Genomic DNA, 21322 nt, shown 5'->3' with positions numbered 1-21322 from the left:
ATTATGTCGTTTGTTGAGTGGTCAGCTGATGATAGAGCGCATCCACCTGAGAATAAAGCTCATCCAGGGTGCCGGTATTGCTGATCACATAATCGGCCCGATCAATTCGTGACTGACGATCCATCTGGGCGGCAAGAATCGAATCGACCTGCGCTTCACTTACACCGTCACGACTCAAGGTTCGCTGTCGTTGTACCTCGACCGGCACATCGATCACTAGCGACGCATCGATCTCTTGGTATTGCCCGCTCTCAAACAGCAACGGCACAACCACCACCGCAATAGGGGTATCTGCGTTTAAAGCTCGTTCGAGGGTCGTTTGACGAATCAGCGGGTGCAGCAAGGCCTCTAACCACTGACGCTCGCTGGGATCTTGAAAAACCCTCTCACGCAGCGCCCCACGATTCAAATGGCCATCGTCTTGAATCACTTCAGGCCCAAAGTGCTGTTCAATCTGAGTCAGTGCCGGCTGACCAGGCTCCACCACTTCGCGTGAAATAAGATCGGTATCCACCAGTGTTGCACCTAGGGACTCTAAACGATCAGCGGCGGCCGTTTTACCGCTGGCGATACCACCTGTTAACCCTACAATAAACGGAGGCATTAGAGGCCCAATCTCGTTTTCAGTGCGGCGATAATCGGCAGATTTGCTTCTGGAAATTGGTAGGAGTCCATCTCAACAGGGTTGATCCACTCAATGGGTTGGCCTTCTAAACCGGAAGCCTCGCCACTGAATGAGCTGACCACCCAGACATCTAAGACCACCGATTTATCGATGTAGTCGTGCTCAATGCGGACCAGAGGCTCACACTTCACAATCTCAATACCGATCTCTTCTAGCAGTTCACGCTTAAGTGCTGTCTCAACCGACTCTTCGGCCTCTACCTTACCGCCCGGAAACTCCCAAAGCCCGCCCTGGTGTTTATCATCGGGGCGCTTGGCAATCAGCAGTTGGCCTTGTGGATTCAGTATTGCAGCGGCAGCAACCAGTATCTGTTTCATAGCGAATCTTTAAACAGTCTCTTATGAACGGTAGTCGGCATTGATCGACACATACTCTTTCGATAGGTCAGTCGTCCAAACCGTCTCGCTCGCACTACCTCGGTTGAGCACCACGTGAATCAGAATATCCTCCTCATTCATCACCGCCTGTCCCTGCTCTTCGGTGTAACTAGCCGCTCGACCACCTTTCTCGACAATGCAGACATCGCCTAAGTAGATTTGCAGCGCGTCCAGATCAAGGTTTTCAATGCCGGCACGACCCACACAGGCCAAGATACGGCCCCAGTTAGGGTCACTGGCGAATAGAGCGGTTTTCACCAGTGGCGAATGAGCAATGGTGTAAGCAACATCCAACGCCTCTTTTGACGTTTCAGCCGAGTCGACACGGATCTCAACAAACTTCGTTGCGCCCTCGCCATCACGCACAATCAACTGAGCGAGTTGCAACATAATACGGTTAAAGGCTTCAACAAAGGCCGTTGCTGCAGCGCTGTCCGCCTCTATTCGAACCCCAGAAGCACCCGTCGCAACCAGAGTACAGCTATCATTTGTCGAGGTGTCGCCATCGACAGTGATGCGGTTAAAGGATCGTTCCGTCGCAGCACTCATCCACGACTGCAACAAGACCTGATCAATCTCGGCATCAGTCGCCACATAGCCGAGCATTGTCGCCATGTTTGGCATGATCATCCCTGCACCTTTGGAGATGCCGGTAATCGTAATGGTTTTACCATCCACTTCGATCTGCTCAGACGCCGCTTTAGCACGAGTATCGGTCGTCATAATGCCCCAAGCGGCATCCAACCAGTTGTCCTCTTTAAGATCAGCCAATGCAGCATCTAACGCACCAACGATCTTATCGACTGGCAGAGGCTCACCAATGACGCCGGTTGAGTAAGGCATTACCTGAGAGTCAGCAACACCCGCGCGCTGTGCAAGCTCTGCACAGACCGCTTTAGCATCCATCATCCCCTGCTCACCAGTACCGGCATTCGCATTACCCGTGTTAGTGACCAAGTAACGCACCTGACCCGTCGCCATATTGGCTTTCGCTAAATGAACAGGGGCCGCACAGAAAGCGTTCTTAGTAAAAACACCGGCCACTGATGCACTCTCTGGAAACTCCATCACCACAATATCGCGACGCCCAGGCTTCTTAATGCCCGCACTGGCAATACCAATTTTGAAACCTGCAACAGGGTGAAGCGTAGGAAGAGTGTCAGGACCGACAGCCATGGAGAGTACCTCGGAGTTAAAATAATAGGCCATTATTTTAATGGGTTTGATCTGTGCCAGCTAACTATTTTTGTGTTGTTGTTTTGGGAAGATCAAGGGCAATCTATCCGACTGGCGTCGGCTAGCCTTCTTCTTTGTGTGAGCAAAGAAGAAGCAGGGCCGAAAGTGTGCTCCTGCACTTTCGGCATTCACCACATCTTGTGGATCAAACACACCCCGCTCCTTCGGCCTTCGGCACACTGCGCGCGATACTCTTTTTTTAACATCGAAAGGCACATTTCAGACAGATGATTTGCACCTGCATCATCTGCATACAAAACGTCGTGTTTCTAAGCCTGCTCCGTGCAGGCGCTGAAACTCTCGCCCATCCGGGGCTCGATCCTTTCAACGTCTTAACGAAAAAGAGCACCGTGCTCGTTCTCAGTCGGACGGGGACGACTGGCACGAGATTCGAATCAGGCACTTTGTTGGAGCGGTCTTGAAAAGGCCGCGATTGGTATTCATTAGAATTATCTAAAAGCATCAGTGACTGGCTTTAGCCTGACATCCACTCTTTCAACGTTTTCCAGATTGCCGGTTAAAATCTACCAGCAGATGACAGGCTGAAGGCCAGTCACCGGCCCCAGAGATTATCCCCCAACAACCTGCCCAAGCTGGAAGATCGGTAGGTACATGGCAACAACCAAACCACCAACCAAGGTACCTAACACCACCATGATCAACGGTTCTAACAGGCTGGATAGGTTATCGACGGCATTATCGACGGAAGCCTCGAAAAACTCGGCGACTTTATCGAGCATGGAGTCGAGTGAACCGGCCTCTTCACCGATGGCGACCATCTGAACGGTCATCACGGGGAATACACCGGTCATATTGATCGCATTTTTCAAGGATTGTCCGGCCGCTATACCGTTGCGGATCTGCATGATGGCATCGTGGAACACCACGTTACCGGCCGCACCTGCACAGGACTCTAGAGCTTGCACCAAAGGGACACCCGCCGAGAAGGTCGTCGCCAGTGTCCGAGCAAATCGGGCAACCGCTGCGTTATATAGGATTCCACCAATCACTGGGATTTTAAGACTGGCTCGTTCAACTGAGTCTCTGAACTTTTTCGAATGGATCATGCCGCGCCGGAAGAAGTAGCCACCAACAAACAGCAGGCCCAGTACATAGAGCCAATAGCTTTGCGCGATCTCAGAGAGATTAACAACGAACTTAGTAAAGGCGGGCAGATCGGCGCCGAAGCTGCCGAATACATCCTCAAACACTGGCACCACTTTAACCAACAGAATCGCGGTGACTAGAATACCGACCACAATAACCGCGGTTGGGTAGGTCAGTGCTTTTTTGATCTTGGCTTTAAGCGCTTCACTCTTCTCTTTGTAGAGTGCCAAGCGATCCAGCATCGCCTCTAGGGAACCAGACTGCTCACCGGCAGCGACCAACGAGACGTAGAGATCATCAAAATATTGTGGAAATCGTGACAACGCAGTTGATAGATCCGAGCCACCATTCACATCCGCACGAATGTCGTAAATCAGTTTTTTCAGTTTCGCCTTCTCAGCACCCTGACCGACGATATCTAAGCCCTGCAATAGTGGAACGCCCGAACGCATCATGGTGGCCATTTGACGTGTGAAAAAGGCGATATCGATCGGTTTAATCGGTTTATCTTTGTTCGAGAAGATCGAAACGCTCTGTTTTTTGACCTTATCGTAGTTGATCCCCTGCTTACGCAACTGAATCTTCGCTTCAGAGAGCGTCAACGCATCAACCGTACCCTTACTCTTGTTACCGGCTTTATCTTTACCGGTCCAAGCAAAGGTCAGAATTTTTGGCTCTTTGTATTTTTTTCGCGCTAAGGTCTTCGCCATTCAGAGTACTTCTATCAATCAATTAAGCGTCAATGATCAGTTCTTAATGACGCGGTTCATCTCTTCGAGACTGGTCAGTCCCTCAGCAACCTTTTTAAGTCCTGCTGTCCTAAGCGTAGCAAAGCCTTCACGTTTCGCCACCTCAAGGATGTCGAGCGACGAGCCATTCTCCATAATGCACTCAGCCACCGCCGGCGTCACTTCAAGCATCTCGTAGATACCGACACGCCCCCGGTAGCCACGGTTACAGCGTGGACAACCCTCTGGGTTATGTTCAAACAGGTGCAGATCAGCAAGTTGAGACTCTTCAAAGCCCTGATCTAACAGAGTCTCATGTGGAATATCGGTCTGTTTTTTACAGCCGGTGCAGAGTCGACGTGCCAGGCGTTGCGCTATGATCAAAGTAGCTGAGGTGGCAATATTGAACGACGCCACCCCCATGTTACGTAGACGCGTCAATGTCTCAGGCGCCGAGTTGGTGTGCAGGGTTGATAACACCATATGACCCGTTTGAGCCGCTTTAATCGCGATCTCGGCCGTCTCCAAGTCTCGAATCTCACCGACCATGACAACATCCGGGTCCTGACGCAGGAAGGCGCGCAGCGCTTCGGCAAAGGTTAAACCCACTTTTGGATTCACATGGACCTGGTTGATTCCATCCATGTTAATCTCGACCGGATCCTCCGCGGTGGAGATGTTTCGCTCCTCTTCATTGAGGATGTTCAAACCGGTATAGAGCGTCACCGTTTTACCCGAGCCGGTGGGACCGGTCACTAACACCATCCCTTGAGGACGAGCCAGAGTATCCAGGTAGAGTTCCCGCTGCTCTGGCTCAAAACCCAAGGCATCCACACCCATCTTGGCACTGGAGGGATCCAAAATACGCAGGACGATCTTCTCGCCCCATAGGGTCGGCAAGCTGTTGACACGGAAGTCGATCGAGCGCTTGGCCGAGATCTTTAACTTAATGCGGCCATCCTGCGGCACACGACGCTCGGCAATATCCATATTGGACATCACCTTAAGACGCGCAGAGAGGCGCGCTGCCAGGTTTCTAGGGGGTGAGCTAACCTCTTGCAAGATACCATCGATACGCGAGCGGACACGGTAGCTCTTCTCGTAAGGCTCGAAGTGAATATCGGACGCACCACCATTAATGGCATCCAGTAGAATCTTGTTGATAAAACGAACAATTGGCGCATCGGATGCGGCATCTTCGGCACTACTCTCCTCTTTCGGCAGCTCAGTATCGCTCACTTCGAGGTTATCTAGGTCACTATCGCCCAGGTCGCCAAGGGAGGCGGAACTGTCCTCGGAATCGAGTACCATCTCGATCTTGCGCGTCAGCTTATCCTCTTCTACCAAAATCGCTTCGGTCGGAAGACCGCTGGTAAAGCGCATTTCGTCGAGGGCTTTGATATTGGTCGGATCCGAGATCGCCACATAGAGACGCGAATTACGCTTCATCAGAGGCAGTGCGTGGTGGCGAACAATCACCTTAGAGTCGACTACATCTTTAGGAATCACATCCAACGGGATCGCATCCAGATCCAACACCGGCAGACCAAATTCTTCAGAAGCGGCACTGGCGGCACGACGGGCACTGATAATACGATTGGCAATCAAATAGGAGATAAACGAGCGCTGCTCAGCACGCGCTTTAAGCAGAGCCTGTTGCGCCGTATCGGCAGAAAACACTCCGTCACTGACCAACCGCTTCGCCAAACCGCTTAAGTTACTCGATGCCTGCACAGATGATTCCTAAATTATGTGTCAAAAATTCTCTATTAACTCTCTTAACTATGGCAAAGAATTCGAATTCCTGCATCTTTAAACGAAAAAAAGTGAGTCAAATCAGTCTTTTTCACAATTATTTACAATTTTTTTTAATTTTTACTTGGAACTTCCCAAATCTGGTCTATGTTTAATACAACGGATTGAGAAGCCCTCAGGGAGGGTTCAAGTGGGAAAATGGATGTACCGCTTAATTTAATTAATAGTTAACTCACTGGAGAGTTTCTTATGATGAAGAAAACACAAAAGGGCTTCACCCTAATCGAATTGATGATCGTAGTCGCGATCATCGGTATTTTGGCTGCGATCGCCTTGCCGGCTTATGATGAATATGTCACAGACTCGAGAAATAATTCTTGTCTAGCAGAGGCTAAAGGTGAATCTAATCGCCTCCTTATAGCTCAAGCGCAGGATGGTACGGCTGCATCAATTGCTACTCCTTCTTCACCATCTGCTTGTGCATGGGAAGGTGATACTTGGTCAGGCACTTCTTCTAAGACTGTTTCAGTTGCAAATACAACAGATACGGTAACTTGTTACATCGCTTCTGGTGGCCAGTGTAGCGTAGATTAAAAGTATTTTTTCAAAGGCCGCATCAGCGGCCTTTTTCTTTGGTCGAGTTGTTCTTCCCCGCCCCTCATACTACACTGCGCCTCAATTGATTAATGAGGTCTCCCCTTGAAAAGCTATAAGCGTCTTACCCTGCTCATTCTGATTATTTTAGCCGCCGCCGTTACCTACTACATTGAGAGTGGCAAACCGGAAGTATCACTTCAGACTCGTGCACAAGTTGAGGCGGAGCTCGCCAAAGACCCCACCTTCCCCGCTCGCCCTGTTTGGTGGGATAAGGGGCATATTTTAGGGGTGGGTGTTCTACCCAATGGCCAAAATCGCAATAGCGATGCCGAACGCGTCTGCCAACTACTGACCCGCTACGACATTAAACCGGCCGAAGTGCAGGTATTTGATGTACTGCAAATTCAAAATGATGATGAGTGGGTACAGATTGGTGGGGCGGTTTGTAGCCGATAGATGAAGCATCATCGGTGACAGGCCTTCAGCCTGTCATCCGCTCGTAGACTTTAAGACAATCTGGAAAACGCTGAGAAAGTTGGGTCAGACCAGAGGTCAGACCCGCAGCGGCGTATCTAGTTTAGCACTCCGGTGTCTGACCTTTGGTCTGAAACCACTCTTCAATTAAACACCAATCTATCGCGGCCTTTGCAAGACCGCTCCAACTTCAAAATCAAAATGCCGAACTCGATCGGACGTGGACGATTGGCACGAGATTCGAATCTGGCACCCCGTTCCCCGTCCGACTGAGAACGAGCACGGTGCTCTTTTTCGTTAAGACGTTGAAAGGATCGAGCCCCGGATGGGCGAGAGTTTCAGCGCCTGCACGGAGCAGGCTCTGAAATGTGCCTTTCGATGTTAGAAAAAGAGTATCGCGCGCAGTGTGCCGAAGGCCGAAGGAGCGGGGTGTGTTTTCTTGCTTCTTCTTTGCTCACACAAAGAAGAAGGCTAGCCGACGCGAGTCGGATAGACAGCTCTTGATCTAGAGATAAAATGATCGCGACCTCTTCGAGATCGCTCCAACAAGAGAAAGTCGCGGCCTTTTCAAGACCGCTCCAACGGGAGCTAAAGAGAGTGGTGGGCCCAGCAGGACTTGATCCCTTATGTAGGGTAATTTTATTTACCGATACTAACTGTCCGTCCGCTTTTTGATTACTCTAAACCCCTAATATAATGATGAACTCAACACAACAACCTTAATCTATCATGGATTTTATAAATATGTCAACGTTGATACATTTATAAATTACTGATTTTTGGGATGTTCCAGCTTCGCTGTAACGAGTTTTCCATTGTGTGGGAGGGGGGGTTGTACATGCAAATACACGCAGTACAATTTTATAAACGTAATGCGATGCCCGCTCGGCGGGCATGATCCATGCTAAGTGAGCTAGTGAGTGTATAGCTTAGTTAGCCTTACCAGCTCTGTATCGTCTTGCAACTTGAGAAGGTCAGTGACAAGTTTGGTAGAAATCCCTAAATCAAGGCACCTTTCTATGGTCGACACAAGATCCACATCTGATGATGCTTCGCCAGTGATCCGATCTGTACAAATTAATAGCCTTGCTGCGAGAGAGCGGTTTGAGTTATTTGGGGTTTGCATGCGATCCTCCTTTTCGCTCACGGTAAGAGTAAACGAAGGATGCGTCCAGTGAATTTGTTTCAACAACCTTTATTGTAAGGCATTGTTTATATTAGGTTTTATTAACAACTCTCAATTCGATTATTGATGCTTGAATTAATCAATTATCAACCTGACAACCTGACAACCTTGGATGGCTGATGCTATTTGATCGTACAAATGCAAGCTCCGCAACCAAACATTGGGGACATTCACGCAGAGGAATTTACATTAACCCTAGCGCATTATTTAGTGTGTATTCCAACTATATCCGCAACCTTTTTTAAAGGATGGATAAATTTCTTTTAACCCATCTGTACTTACAATAAAGCGCTTTCCAGAATAAGCAAATGCGACATCAGGGCTTCTTCCTGAGACTTGGATGATGGTTCTGGAAAGATTAGGGTTTGCTACAATTATTGAGGCAATACTGTCATTTGGTAGGTATGACCATACAGAAGGCTCCCCTATAACCATATTTGTTTTCCATGATACAGTGACCCCTTCCTCGGGAAACTCTGTATCGACAGAGGTTATAGTTACAAATGGAATTGCGTTACTGGCACATATCAATGAAACGCTGTCACCAAGACCATCTGTATACATCAATATTTGATTCCCCTCTTGCTCTAAGAATTCCCATTTGCCAGCCCAGGCTGACAAAGATGTTAGAAATGTTAGAGCCAATAACAAAATTCTAAGTTTCATTTTTGGCCTCATCGACAATTTACATTTGTGATTGAACCCATTGTATTGGCGGTACAATTCACAGTTCTTGGCTGCATCGAACGATATAACGCTGCACCCCTAGCCGCCCGTTGATCGGCAGCGTTCGATGAGTTCATGCGCTCTTGAGAAATGCACTGACTCATTTCAGGAGTTCCTTCTTTGAACCCATAACTCCTACAAATACTGGAGAAATACTGCACTTGCTCTTCGATAGAAGCAGTGTTGTGCCATAGTTTAGAGCCAGGTCTACCAATAGTCTGACAGCCTGAAATCAAGGAAATTGTTACTAGAATTGCGAGGACTTTTCTCATTGCTACACCTGTTTTCTTGTTTCTATTTATAGATTAATTGGAGTGAGTGGCAAAAGTAAAATTTTAGATTGGTGAGTTTAAAAAATTCTATGCCCTCACACTAAAACCTACGCTCAGCATGTCGGCTCGATTTTGGCGTTCTGCAGCCTTACGCGCCACATCTCTACTACCTACCAAAAGAGTCAGATTCTTTGAGCGCGTGATTGCTGTGTAGAGCATACCTCGCTCAAGCATATCTGTGTCTGACACCACACATACTATCGATGTATCGTACTCACTACCTTGGGATTTGTGTATTGAGATTGCATACGCCAATCGAATCCCAAGCTCCCAACAATCTGCTACTGATAGATGATGTGTTTTGCCATAAAAATCTAACACCCCGACTAATTGCTCATCTTCCGTGAGAATCTCGACAAGATGACCAATATTTCCATTGAACAGCTGACGTTCATAATTATTGCTCGTGACAATAACAGGGTCACCTTGCTTCAACCAAAATGAGCCAAGGTAAAGTCCTTGCGCATCCTCAAGATGTTCATTGAATTGAATCGCATTATTAATCGCATTACCTGAATCAACTGCACCGTCATACATGTAAGGCGTGATTATTTGATGGTCTTGATTAACGGACTTTCGGATTCTCACCAACGTCCTACAAAGTTCTTTTTGGTTTACCTCGCAATCAACGAAGAAGATTCCGCTGGACTCACCATTCCAGTTTGGAATTTCTGGTAGAACCCCTTCTCTAATTGACATTGCAGCGTCATGTAACGAGGTAGAAGACGTTCGGTGAACTTCCGTAAGGTTAACTACTGGTACCAAGTCAGACTTAGCCAGAAGATGCCAGAACAAGCCGAATCCTACTGGTGACAACTGCCCCGTATCTCCCACCGTAACCAGCGAGAATTCATTCTTACCCATAACCCTAAGGAGTTTATTTGTAAGCGCTATATCAACCATTGAGGCTTCATCAATAATCAGTAACGGATTACCTTCAACACTCAGCTCTCCATCCGCTACACGCTTGATAAATCCATGTATTGTGTAGGCATCTACACCTGTTGATTCTCTTGCTCGCTCTTTAGCCTTACCCGAAAGCGCAAGCACATAAACAGGTCTACCTGCCAACTCAACTATGGCTCGTAGAACAGTTGTTTTACCCGTTCCGCCAAACCCTGTAACAACGGAAATCTTGTTACTCAAAGCAGTTTCAACAGCCTCTTTTTGCTGCGAGTTCAGTGCAAATCCGTATAGCTTTTGAAAGGAATCAGAATAGTCTTGAATTAGGCTAGAAACATCAGTAACCAAATCGATTTGCAGAGGAGCCTTAGCCATCTCACAGATTTTATTCTCAACTTCATGCTCGATGATTGCAGCACCTATAGACTGAATGTATTTATGATCATCACGCTCCAATAGACAGGCAACTCGTGAATCTAGTGCAGATTGCATTGCTACATTAAATAAGTCTGTTGATTTGGTAATTTTCGAAAAACCATCCTTCAATACACTTACTTCACAGGCTGTATTGCCCTGATCAAGCTCCCTGTACAACGCCAATTCAATCGCGCCGACTAATCGTCTGCTATCGTTTTTTTCGATCCCCAATCGTGCTGCAAGGGAATCTATGGTTACCCAAATCTTTGGAACTACATTGCTGAAAGCAACTAAGACGTAAGGGTTACGTTTGATGCGATTAACCGTGTCAAAAGAACAAATTCTTAGGATACGTTTTGTTAGCTCTACAGGAATCTTATTTTCAACCAGAAAACCTATGGTCTCTGTTTCATTAGATAACTGACTCCATGTAGAAATAATCTGCTCAGCTAGTTTTTGATTAACGACTTCTGCGAGATGACTTACTTTTCCTGCGTCAAGCGCAGAGATCAAAGCTGATGCGCCAAATGCATCAATCAATTTATCAACTTTCTTAGATCCAAATCCAAACCCACGGAAAGCGGGGTGTTTAAGAAAAAAATTCCTTACATATCCTGACTCTGGAAGCGATACCAGATGGCAGTTTTCAATGGAAATAAAATTACGAAACTCATCGTGCGAGGCTATAAATCCATCTATCTGCCAACACTCACCTGGCTGTGGAATCCTTACAATTTTTTTATAGTTTGCCTTGCAAACAGTGACACGGCGCTGACCAAGTATTCGACCTGAAAAAACCGCACCACCAATACTACCTGGCGTGACCGAATTGACCTGTAAGACTCCCGTCACACGTTCCAATTGAAGCTCCTTCCCGTATCTCTTAGTAGTTCGATACGATCTTCCTCTTCGCCACATTTAGCCTTGAGAAGACGGTTCTCAGCTTTCAATTGTTCGTTTTCTTCACGGAGAGCCTCAATCTCATTTAATTTAAGATTTAGGGTTTTTCTCAACCTATTAACTTCTTTCGACTTTGCCTCAGAGCGTTTTGCAAGGGTTTCAGAAACGTCCTTCGGCTGTATTTTATCCGTACCTAAGGCGGTAAAATCATCCGAAATTATCTGCTTAAGAGTCTTACCGTCACTACCAAAAACCTTACCCGAATTTTCTGAGAACCACTGACGGCGCATTCCGCAATCAGACGCTATTTGAGTAAAATTTAAATCACCAAACTGATTGGTCGGGAGCGTCTTTCCCTCCCTTTCCAACCCTGCTACGTAATCTCTATATCGCTCAAACGGCTTCATTAGACTGCACCATTCAACTTAGATGACTTGTTCTTTAGCCAACGGATATAGGACTCTACAACGTCCTTAGGAAGCATTCCCTCGACTTCCTCTAAATCGTCTGCTAAGTCTCGCAACGCAATTCCTTCCAAATCAACTTCTACAACACCATATTTCGCAATCAGTAGCTCGATTACCTTACCCATGTTGTCTATATCACGCTGAGACCTCTCAGAATCGCCCGTATCGGCTTTTTCAGGACTCTTTGGTAAACTGCCTAGGGATAACCTAAGAGCCCTATTTTCGGCTTGTAGGCGCTCTATTTGCTTATCTAGTTCGTTTACCCTTTGAGAATTTAGAGTAGATGTCGAAGAAGCTTTGAAGTCTTCAAGATTCTTCTTCTTCGCGAAGTGTTGGTAGTACACAGGGCCAACAATAGCCCAGTAATCTTTACTCTGATTCAAGCGTCTGTAGCTAATAGGATTTTCGTTAACAGGCAAATCCTCATTGTAAATATCCGCCGCTAAGCTACAGAACTTATTGATAGAGCTAATTGACGTATGCGCTGCCAATGCTCGCAACTTTGGAACGACAATATCCTTCAACCGATTCAGTCGGTATTTGGTTAACGCCTTCTGAGCGCCCTTAAATCGGTTCTCACCAGGTTTTGCACCTCTAGGCATGATTACCTCCACCAGCGGTCGATAAAAGTAGCAGCGGCGAATTTGAAGGCTCAGGCAATGCAATCGGTTGCTCAAGCTTCTCTGCCAAATCAGTAACTCCGATTCCGAGAGTCGAACAAATGGAATTCACCAAACCACGATATTGGTCAATCAAAGCAAAGCCATTCGGCGTTTCGTCCATCAACGCTTTGAAATTACCCGTATGTGCTAGTAGTTTTGTGCGAGCTTTTGTTATCTGGTGCTCTAACGTTGGAGTAAAGAACTCTGCATAAGATTTAGCCTCAGAAGCCTTAACCAACAGTCCTTGATATTGGGGATTCTTTATCTCCATTTTTGTTAGTTCTTTAGACAACATTTCTGGTTTCTGAACTAGCCAATCATCGCGTTCAGCTAACACATTAGCCATCTGTTCTAAGCATTGAAACGTAACTGTCCAAGCGATTATCTCATCTGAAAGGAATCGTCTACGCTTGACGTATGAACTTAGCGCATTTGCATCAGCACCACTTGCTTTAGATTCTTTAAGGTATTGCTGAATCTCGCTTGATTCATCGGTAAACGCACGAATCTTAGCGAGAATAGCTGGTATATGATCAACCGTTTTTACAGAGTAGTAACAACCGCCACAAGGTTTACTAGCTTCATCAGTATTGAATTGTTTAAGTAACGTCTCTGGACATATGTTATTGAATGGGCAAATGTGAGTTGTATTAAATGCTACTTCATCCACATTCTTGGTCTTAATCAACTCAACCGCATCGATTGCTTCTGACGTACTGTTGTTTTCGTTTGTCGTAAAGCTTGTTGCCCCAAAATCGCTCAGCATCGCATCACGGTTTTTCCTAAAACTTTCTCTTAATGCTGAGTTTTCCGCCTGAGCAGTGATTGATGCGGGATCAGACAACTCCCTTACAATCTCCTCAAACTGCTTCTCCTTTGCCTTATCAAGCACCATTCTATCGAGCTGAGCATAATAGACTAAGTGAGCTTCGGTAGTATGACCCGTGATTTTCATAACCTCTGAAGGAGGGAGAATCGTAATATACTGACTGACCACCTGCGAACGAGCACTGTGCGGCGTTATTTTAATTAGATCACGGTTATAAGCCTTCAGAATATTTTCAAAGCCATAATCCGTAGACACTGAAAATTCTTCAACGTCAGTAGGATCATAATCTAGCTCCATAATCTTCTCGCCAGTTGCTTCAAAGTAGTAAGCTTGAAACAGGTAAATAAACATTTTGTGAGCGGCTCTCATTGAGGCATCTGTGATTGGGGAGTGCCCATTTACCGCCCCCCTAGACACACCACCAAGCGCGAACAGTGGCAATATCTTCCCGAATGGGGATTGTTCATGACCGTCATACCAAGACTCCACGGTAAGACACTCTTCATCCATTGCGTTTCTGAATTCAGCCTGTCTATCAAGGATTTCTATTACGGTATTGACCACCGTTGAATCCCAACTGTGTCCAACTTTATCCGTATTCACATGTAATTTTGTGATGCCATAATCTCTTTCACGATAGGTTCTTGGATTCACCGATTTCCTATAGTTTCTGACATCCAGCCAGCGTGCAGACATACCTCTAATACCAGTTTCACAAAGAACAGTGAACAAGTTCACGTAGTGGAGATCGGGAACATTACGAGTTGTAGATACGCCCTTAAATTGCCTATTCGCCATTGGAGCCATTTTAGGCGTTAAAAACTTTATAGGATAAGGCTTTCCATCGACCCAAAAAATAGGAATGAATCCCACACTTTCATTATCGACAACCTTCAAATTGTTGTAGTACACACCTGCTAAACCATCATCCTTAGACTTCTCGAATAAGTACCAACCCCAGTCAGCAAGCGCATATGCAAAACTGAGCAACGGTGCAAATAAATCCCCATCAAAAATGACTTTAGATGTACTGTTACTACGTTTAACCAACGGAAAATCTATATCTCTGTTTATCTGGTTCCTGAAATTGAACTCATCATGCATTGATAAATAATCAAAAAATTTATCAATTTTATATAGGTTGCTTTGGTAGCTCTTTGGTGAGTTATCACCTCGAACGTACTCTAGAAGCCCTTTCACGCCGTCAAATCCATCAAGATGAATACGTTTAAACTCAGAAATAGCTGGAATTTTAGCCTGATCAACGGATGCCACCTCATTGATCAACCAACCTACAATCACTGAGGGAATCTTAACGAAGTCTTTCCAAGACTTTGCTCCTTGAGCTTTTTTCGCTTGACCAAACTTATGAATGTATTGATTCCATTGATTAATCTTACTATTACCTTCTTCACCTAATCCGTGGTCAGCGTTTAAGTCTATCTCCCCTTCCTCGGTTAAAATCTGGACTTGTCCGCCAAGTTTACCGACAGGAATCTTAGCCAAATCATACGGAAGATCTGAAACTACATTTCCCAAACCAAGAAGCCACTGTCTAAGCGTGAATGGATAGCCAGGATGCGAATAGGTAAAGTTTGTGGCTGTTACGAAATCAGCTTGTTCTATATCACTTACGCTATACCAATCACTTGCACGAATTACCCTGTACGCATACCAAAGAGTGTTTTTAATGGAACGCGCATCAACAATACTTTCCAAAGGATATTTTTCATTTTCACCCAAGAAAATACCAAGCAACTCAGGCATTAAATCACTGCAAGCATATAACTCTTTTCCAATGTTTGAATTTCGTGTTGGCATGCTCACATTCACAGGGAGTAATATTGCTTTACCTACCCACAGCAAATGCAATAAAAGAAGAGCATCAGCCTTACAGTATTTCGTTAAACCATTATTGAGTTTTCGAGACCTACCTAGCTCAGTACAAATTGCATATACGCTGCCATAACCCTGAACACCATTGGTGACTAAGCTCAGAACATTAATCACCCAATCTTCATTAAAAAGTACACGATTTTCTCTTGAAGTGTATCCATCAAGAAATCTAAAAATTGTGGCTGATGGGTATTTTCTACTTCCACCTTCATCAGCACTTAAAACATTTTTACCGTAAGCTCTGGCAACAATGTTACGAGCTATCGTTATGCTATCCAGGATAGCCGAATATAACTCTTCTCCATTCTTTATAAAAACAACGCTATCTGAGCTATTAAACATGCTCAATCAACCCCGTCTTCATCGCCTTAAGTTCCTCAATCTGTGCATCGATAAAGCGATTTTTAACCTCTTCTAGAGTTATATTTTGACCGCGATTTAGGCGATTGGCTGTTTCTATATAAGCCTCTAACAAGTCCATATCATGAATCGCATATTTTTTGGTTGATGTGATGCTTGCATGCCCCATCAAACGCTGAACATACTCAATTGGCATACCATAGCCACCTTTACCGTTCGGGTAATAATTAAGTAAATAACGCCCGTACATATGCCTAAGACTGTGAAGACCTAAGTTAATACTTTCAAATCCAGAGGCTTTCGCATAGCTCCTAAACTGTTTATTTCTGTCGCTTCTGTTAGTAATAAAATAAGGTCTTCCGTCAGACTTCTGAAAGATAAAGTCATGGCTTACATTAGTGCGATAAAAATCCTTTAGGTACAATCTAAGGTGTTCCCAAAAGTGGTCATCAAACGGAAACATTGGTAATGCCTTTTCCGTATCACGACCTTTCCAGCGAAGCACTTTTGCCTCTTCAGAAGTCAAGCCAGGATTATCTCTGGTAAACGGATTAACCAAACGAATCTTGCGATTTTCAAAATCAATATCACACACGCGCAATTGTAATGCTTCATGTGTTCTACAACCTATCGCTGCCAACAGGGAGTAAATTGCCATATCACGATGAAAGCAACGAGACTTACGCTTTGGCTTAAGCATCAAAAGATTTTCAACCAACTCTAAGGGATATGCCTCACCGTTATCGTACTTTTTCTTATTTGAATCCCTATTGCGCCTGGAAATTGAGAAGACTTTTGCTTTTCGTTTATCTACGAAACTACGCTCTAGACTTCCTCTAACAGTGCCTGCTAACCAGCTCGAATCTTTGATAGCTGCCTTCTGGCTTGACGACCTGATAAAGCCATTAGTCACAAACTTGCTAAAGACGTTCCCATGACTGATTGATTCGCTCTTTACAATTTGCAGGGTAATAAATCCACCTAATGCGGATTCAATACCTTGTGAAACAGAATTGACAGATGTCTTTTCCCTCTTACCCAAGCGCTCACACAACTCTACAACCATAGGATTTTCACTATCACGGGCGTAGAGCAAATAATCTTGATACATGTAAAGCAAATCTGAGATCTCAGATGTTTTAAGATCTAATGTGGAAGCTTCGAATATAAAATCTATGAATCGCGCCACATGACCTGCGTATTGATCAACGGTTGCACTTGCATAACCCTTGGTAAATTCAAGCCATTCAACGTAATCAGTGAAGGGTTTGTATTCGACAGAACCTGAATCCGAAGCATGCAAGGACAACAGCATCCAAGATGCTCGCCTTCCTACAACCCGTTCCAGTAAAAAATTCTTCATCAACACCCCTTTTAAATGTATCGAGATATTTGACATATTAGAACGGTAATCCTTATCAGTCAACCAGGCACTGTATAAAAACACATATTTCGGAGATGTAGACGTAAAAAAAGCCCATCAAAGGGCTTTAAAAAATGAGATAAGTTATTGAAATGGTGGGAATTAAGGGGCTCGAACCCTTGACCTAACGATTATGAGTCGTTTGCTCTAACCAACTGAGCTAAATTCCCACATATAAGGCTTCAAACCTTAAATTATAACCCCTACAAATGCAACCTTTCAGGTTACCCTTCATAAGAACCTGCGACCGATCGATTATGAGTCGAGCGCTCTAACCAACTGAGCTATGGGCCCTAAGAAGCGCGCCCATAATACCTAGCTGGTAATATGGGCGCAATAACTTATAAATCAAAGATTTATTCGTCGATGAAACCACGTAGGTGATCAGAACGACTTGGGTGACGAAGCTTGCGCAGTGCTTTCGCTTCGATCTGACGAATACGCTCACGCGTTACGTCGAACTGCTTACCCACCTCTTCTAGAGTGTGGTCAGTGTTCATATCGATACCAAAGCGCATACGAAGTACTTTTGCTTCACGAGCAGTAAGACCCGCCAAGACAGCACGAGTCGATTCACGTAGGCCTTCACCCGTTGCTGAATCGATCGGTGAGTCCATCGTTGTATCTTCGATAAAGTCACCTAGGCTCGAATCTTCGTCGTCACCGATTGGAGTCTCCATCGAGATCGGCTCTTTCGCGATCTTCAATACTTTACGGATCTTATCTTCCGGCATCTCCATACGCTCTGCCAGCTCTTCCGGTGTCGCTTCGCGACCCATCTCTTGCAGCATTTGACGCGAGATACGGTTCAGTTTGTTGATCGTCTCGATCATGTGAACTGGAATACGGATAGTACGTGCTTGGTCGGCAATCGAACGAGTGATCGCCTGACGGATCCACCAGGTCGCGTAGGTCGAGAACTTGTAACCACGACGGTATTCAAACTTATCAACCGCCTTCATCAAGCCGATATTACCCTCTTGGATCAGATCCAAGAACTGCAGACCACGGTTGGTGTACTTCTTAGCGATCGAGATAACCAGACGTAAGTTGGCTTCAACCATCTCTTTCTTCGCGCGACGTGAACGCGCTTCGCCGATCGATAACTGACGGTTAACCTCTTTGATCTCGGTTAGATCAATGTTTAGCTCCTCTTCAACGGCAACCAGACGACGCTGTGCACGTTTAAGATCATCTAGGCTTGCTGAGATCGCATCAGAGTATGGCTTACCCGCTTTAACGAGATCATCGAAGTAATCAGGATTAGTTTCGTTACCTGGGAAGGTTTTAATGAACTGATCGCGCGGCATACGGCACTTCTGAGTACACATACGCATGATATTGCGCTCTTGTGTACGGATGCGATCGATGTAGCCACGAACACGGCTAACCAACATGTCGTAGTAGCGTGGCGACAGCTTAACGGGAGCGAATACCAGTGCCAGCTCTTCTAGGGCTGCATCAAAGGCTGATGAATCACGACCTTTGCTCTCTGCTTTAATCAGTTTAGCCAGAGCCTCTTCGATGGCACCGAAACGTTCAGCCGCCTCTTCTGGGTCTGGACCACGATCCTTTTCTGAATCATCATCGTTGCTGTCGTCGTCATCCGAATCATCGTCTGCGTCTTCAACCTCCTCCTCTTCAGGAATAGGATTGTTATTGGCGATTTCAGCATCAGGATCGATGTAACCGCTGAACAAATCGCTTAAACGACCCTCCTCTTCAACGGTTGTTTTGTAGGCATCAAGCACCAAGGCAACACTGCCTGGGAACTGAGCAAGCGCCCCCATGACACCACGGATACCCTCTTCAATTCGTTTCGCAATTTCGATCTCGCCTTCACGAGTCAGCAGCTCAACGGTACCCATCTCACGCATGTACATGCGCACGGGATCGGTAGTACGACCGGCATCCGATTCCACTGCAGCAAGAGCGGCAACCGCCTCTTCGTCAGTATCGTCACCTGCATCACCATCGGTCATTAGAAGGGTCTCAGCATCCGGCGCAACTTCAGACACAGAGATACCCATGTCATTGATCATGCGGATGATATCTTCTACCTGATCGGGATCGGCGATATCTTCAGGGAGGTGATCGTTCACCTCAGCGTAGGTCAAATAGCCCTGTTCTTTACCTTTAGCGATAAGTTCCTTAAGGCGTGATTGCTGCTGTTCAGTGTTGTCAGACATTTAAAATCCTGTGTCTAGCCACGTTGGGCGCGCAAAAATTGCAAGCGCCGAAGTATAGCTAAAAAGTTCAACCTCTGCCAGTTAAAGACGGATTAACGGCAGGGTTATTAATAGTTTATAAATGGGGACAGAGCGAAGGGTTTACAAGGCCTTACGCGCCAAGAGTTGCGCCAGCTGTTGTTTCTCTTCGTTAGTCAGTGGTCGCTCACGCGAGAGACGTGTCAATTCAGCCAATTCGTGCTCGTATTTACGTGATAATAAGCGCCCCATGGCATCATCCAGCAACACCTTGGCATCGACATTGTCGAGCACTGGATCGACCTGTGAGATCTCATTAAGCATCAGCAGGTTGGGCGCCATTTCTGGGTCACGCTGCCAATCCAACAGAAGCGTACCCAGACTCGCATCGGGAGTGGTCTGCAGATAGCTGAGCAACTGCCTAAGCAGCGAAATATTCTCAACGTAGAGCCCTTCCAATTCGGTCGCCTGAACCACCTGATGCGCTAAGTCAGGACGGTGCAGCAGTATCGAGATTGCAGAGTTAACCAAGTTGATCTTAGTACTGATACCCGATCGCACTGGCCCTGAAGCTTGTGGAGTCTGAGAGGAGTAAGAATCTGAGGAGCTCGACTCCGATTCGAAATAGCGCGGATGCTGATACTCACCCGAGTCGTAATCCGGCATCGAATCTGACTGATACGAGGGCTTGGGTCGAGCAGCAGGTTCGGGAGCGATCGTCTCCACTTTGGAGTGCAGATTCGCGATGGTATCGAGCTGCTCTATCGTCAGACCGGTCATCTCGGCAACCCGATCCAACATCATCTGCTGCAGCACCGAGGTCTGCATGCTACGAATTTTGGGCAGCGCCTGGGTCGAAAATCGAGCTCGACCATCCATAGAAGTGAGATCGATGTTGTCACTCAAGGCTTTAAAGAAATACTCACTGAACGGCAGAGACTCATCCACTCGTGCCGTAAAGGCATCCAGACCTTCACTGCGCACCAGTGTGTCGGGATCTTCACCATCGGGCAGGAATAGAAAACGGGCTGTTAGGCCATCTTTCATAACCGGCACACAGGTATCCAACGCACGCTTGGCCGCTTGACGCCCTGCAGCATCCCCATCAAAACAGAAGATCACTTCAGTCACTATCTTAAAGATACGCTCGAGGTGCGCTTCAGTGGTTGCTGTACCCAAGGTAGCCACCGACCAGGTTAAACCGTGCTGCGCCAAACTCACCACATCCATGTAGCCTTCCACGATCAGCAGACGCTCTAATGAGCCGGTATGCTGACGCGCCTCATAGAGGCCATAAAGCTCTTTACCCTTATGGAAGGTATCGGTCTCTGGGGAGTTGAGGTATTTCGGTTTTTCGTCCGTTAATACACGTCCACCAAAACCGATCGTGCGACCACGCATATCACGAATAGGGAACATAATACGGTCACGAAAACGGTCGTAACGACGGCCGCGCTCTTCGTTCTCGACCATCAAGCCGGACTTTAGCAGCAGCGAATCGGCGTCCTCAGTCTCTTTGGCAATGTGTTTCTGCAGATTATCCCAACCCGGAGGGGCATAACCCAATTGAAAACGCGCAGCGATCTGACCACTTAGGCCACGCTCTTTCAGATAGGCTACTGCTTTGGCTTTGTCGCTGTGATTGCGCAACTGCTGTTGGTAAAAGGCGTTAGCACTCTCGAGCAGATCGAACTGTTTCTTGACCTGTTTCTCATAAGCCACATCGCGCTGACGATCATGCTCACGCGGCACATCCACACCAACGGTACGCGCTAACTCTTCAATCGCTTCAGGAAAGTTGAGCTTCTCATACTCCATAACAAAACCGAGCGCATTGCCGCCAGCACCACAACCAAAACAGTAGTAGAACTGCTTATCAGGACTGACTGAAAACGACGGGGATTTCTCTTTATGGAATGGGCAGAGTGCGGAGTAGTTTTTACCGGCACGCTTAAGCTTGATGCGCGAATCGATCACATCAACGATGTTCACTCGCGCTAAAAGGTCATCTATGAAGTGCTGCGGAATTCTTCCTGACATTCAACTGCTCGCTGT

14 protein-coding genes, 1 tRNA gene and 1 pseudogene are annotated in these 21322 nt (G+C 46.3%); 2 read left to right on the top strand and 14 right to left on the bottom strand.

Features of this window, described 5'->3' with window-relative positions; all coding sequences use genetic code 11:
• Position 1: 1 nt before the first annotated feature.
• The 5 genes from coaE to pilB all read right to left on the bottom strand — a co-directional run bounded on the left by coaE (position 2) and on the right by pilB (position 5867).
• Positions 2–604, bottom strand: coding sequence for a dephospho-CoA kinase (coaE, locus tag XMG48_RS02205; RefSeq protein ID WP_173480422.1), 603 nt, complete (start codon positions 602–604; stop codon positions 2–4).
• The gene (mutT, locus tag XMG48_RS02200; RefSeq protein ID WP_173480421.1) at positions 604–1002 is read right to left on the bottom strand and encodes an 8-oxo-dGTP diphosphatase MutT; all 399 of its coding nucleotides are present in this window, start codon (positions 1000–1002) and stop codon (positions 604–606) included. Before mutT ends, coaE begins: the two co-directional genes overlap by 1 nt.
• A gap of 21 nt (positions 1003–1023) precedes the next feature.
• Positions 1024–2238, bottom strand: coding sequence for a bifunctional glutamate N-acetyltransferase/amino-acid acetyltransferase ArgJ (argJ, locus tag XMG48_RS02195; protein WP_173480420.1), 1215 nt, complete (start codon positions 2236–2238; stop codon positions 1024–1026).
• A gap of 629 nt (positions 2239–2867) precedes the next feature.
• Entirely contained in the window at positions 2868–4115 is a 1248-nt protein-coding gene (locus XMG48_RS02190) for a type II secretion system F family protein (RefSeq protein WP_173480419.1), read from the bottom strand.
• 36 nt (positions 4116–4151) lie between these two features.
• The gene (gene pilB / locus XMG48_RS02185; protein WP_173480418.1) at positions 4152–5867 is read right to left on the bottom strand and encodes a type IV-A pilus assembly ATPase PilB; all 1716 of its coding nucleotides are present in this window, start codon (positions 5865–5867) and stop codon (positions 4152–4154) included.
• Positions 5868–6140: 273 nt separating this feature from the next.
• Here pilB and XMG48_RS11940 point away from each other — a divergent pair.
• A pseudogene (locus XMG48_RS11940) lies at positions 6141–6243 on the top strand (prepilin-type N-terminal cleavage/methylation domain-containing protein); the annotation flags it as partial.
• Positions 6244–6587: 344 nt separating this feature from the next.
• Positions 6588–6941 carry a hypothetical protein gene (locus XMG48_RS02175; protein WP_173480417.1) on the top strand — a complete coding sequence of 118 codons (354 nt, stop codon included), beginning with the start codon at positions 6588–6590 and terminating at the stop codon, positions 6939–6941.
• Positions 6942–8352: 1411 nt separating this feature from the next.
• Here XMG48_RS02175 and XMG48_RS02170 read toward each other — a convergent pair.
• The 9 genes from XMG48_RS02170 to dnaG all read right to left on the bottom strand — a co-directional run bounded on the left by XMG48_RS02170 (position 8353) and on the right by dnaG (position 21307).
• Positions 8353–8811 carry a hypothetical protein gene (locus XMG48_RS02170; RefSeq protein ID WP_173480416.1) on the bottom strand — a complete coding sequence of 153 codons (459 nt, stop codon included), beginning with the start codon at positions 8809–8811 and terminating at the stop codon, positions 8353–8355.
• Positions 8812–9230: 419 nt separating this feature from the next.
• Positions 9231–11375 carry an AAA family ATPase gene (locus XMG48_RS02165; RefSeq protein WP_371731425.1) on the bottom strand — a complete coding sequence of 715 codons (2145 nt, stop codon included), beginning with the start codon at positions 11373–11375 and terminating at the stop codon, positions 9231–9233.
• Complete coding sequence (locus XMG48_RS02160) at positions 11372–11830, bottom strand: hypothetical protein (protein WP_173480414.1); 459 nt, start codon at positions 11828–11830, stop codon at positions 11372–11374. Before XMG48_RS02160 ends, XMG48_RS02165 begins: the two co-directional genes overlap by 4 nt.
• Positions 11830–12492 carry a hypothetical protein gene (locus XMG48_RS02155; protein WP_173480413.1) on the bottom strand — a complete coding sequence of 221 codons (663 nt, stop codon included), beginning with the start codon at positions 12490–12492 and terminating at the stop codon, positions 11830–11832. Before XMG48_RS02155 ends, XMG48_RS02160 begins: the two co-directional genes overlap by 1 nt.
• Positions 12485–15619, bottom strand: a complete 3135-nt coding sequence (locus XMG48_RS02150) for a hypothetical protein (RefSeq protein ID WP_173480412.1) — start codon at positions 15617–15619, stop codon at positions 12485–12487. Before XMG48_RS02150 ends, XMG48_RS02155 begins: the two co-directional genes overlap by 8 nt.
• Complete coding sequence (locus XMG48_RS02145; protein ID WP_217363799.1) at positions 15612–17036, bottom strand: site-specific integrase; 1425 nt, start codon at positions 17034–17036, stop codon at positions 15612–15614. The genes XMG48_RS02150 and XMG48_RS02145 overlap by 8 nt, the downstream gene beginning before the upstream one ends.
• A gap of 117 nt (positions 17037–17153) precedes the next feature.
• Positions 17154–17230: transfer RNA gene (locus XMG48_RS02140), tRNA-Ile, on the bottom strand.
• A gap of 186 nt (positions 17231–17416) precedes the next feature.
• Complete coding sequence (rpoD, locus tag XMG48_RS02135; RefSeq protein ID WP_173480410.1) at positions 17417–19249, bottom strand: RNA polymerase sigma factor RpoD; 1833 nt, start codon at positions 19247–19249, stop codon at positions 17417–17419.
• Positions 19250–19390: 141 nt separating this feature from the next.
• Complete coding sequence (gene dnaG, locus XMG48_RS02130) at positions 19391–21307, bottom strand: DNA primase (RefSeq protein ID WP_173480409.1); 1917 nt, start codon at positions 21305–21307, stop codon at positions 19391–19393.
• Between the last annotated feature and the right edge of the window lie 15 nt (positions 21308–21322).

It is taken from the genome of Marinobacterium sp. xm-g-48 (assembly GCF_013282925.1).
GTDB lineage: Bacteria > Pseudomonadota > Gammaproteobacteria > Pseudomonadales > Balneatricaceae > Marinobacterium_E.
This window is presented reverse-complemented; position numbering and strand designations above follow the sequence as displayed.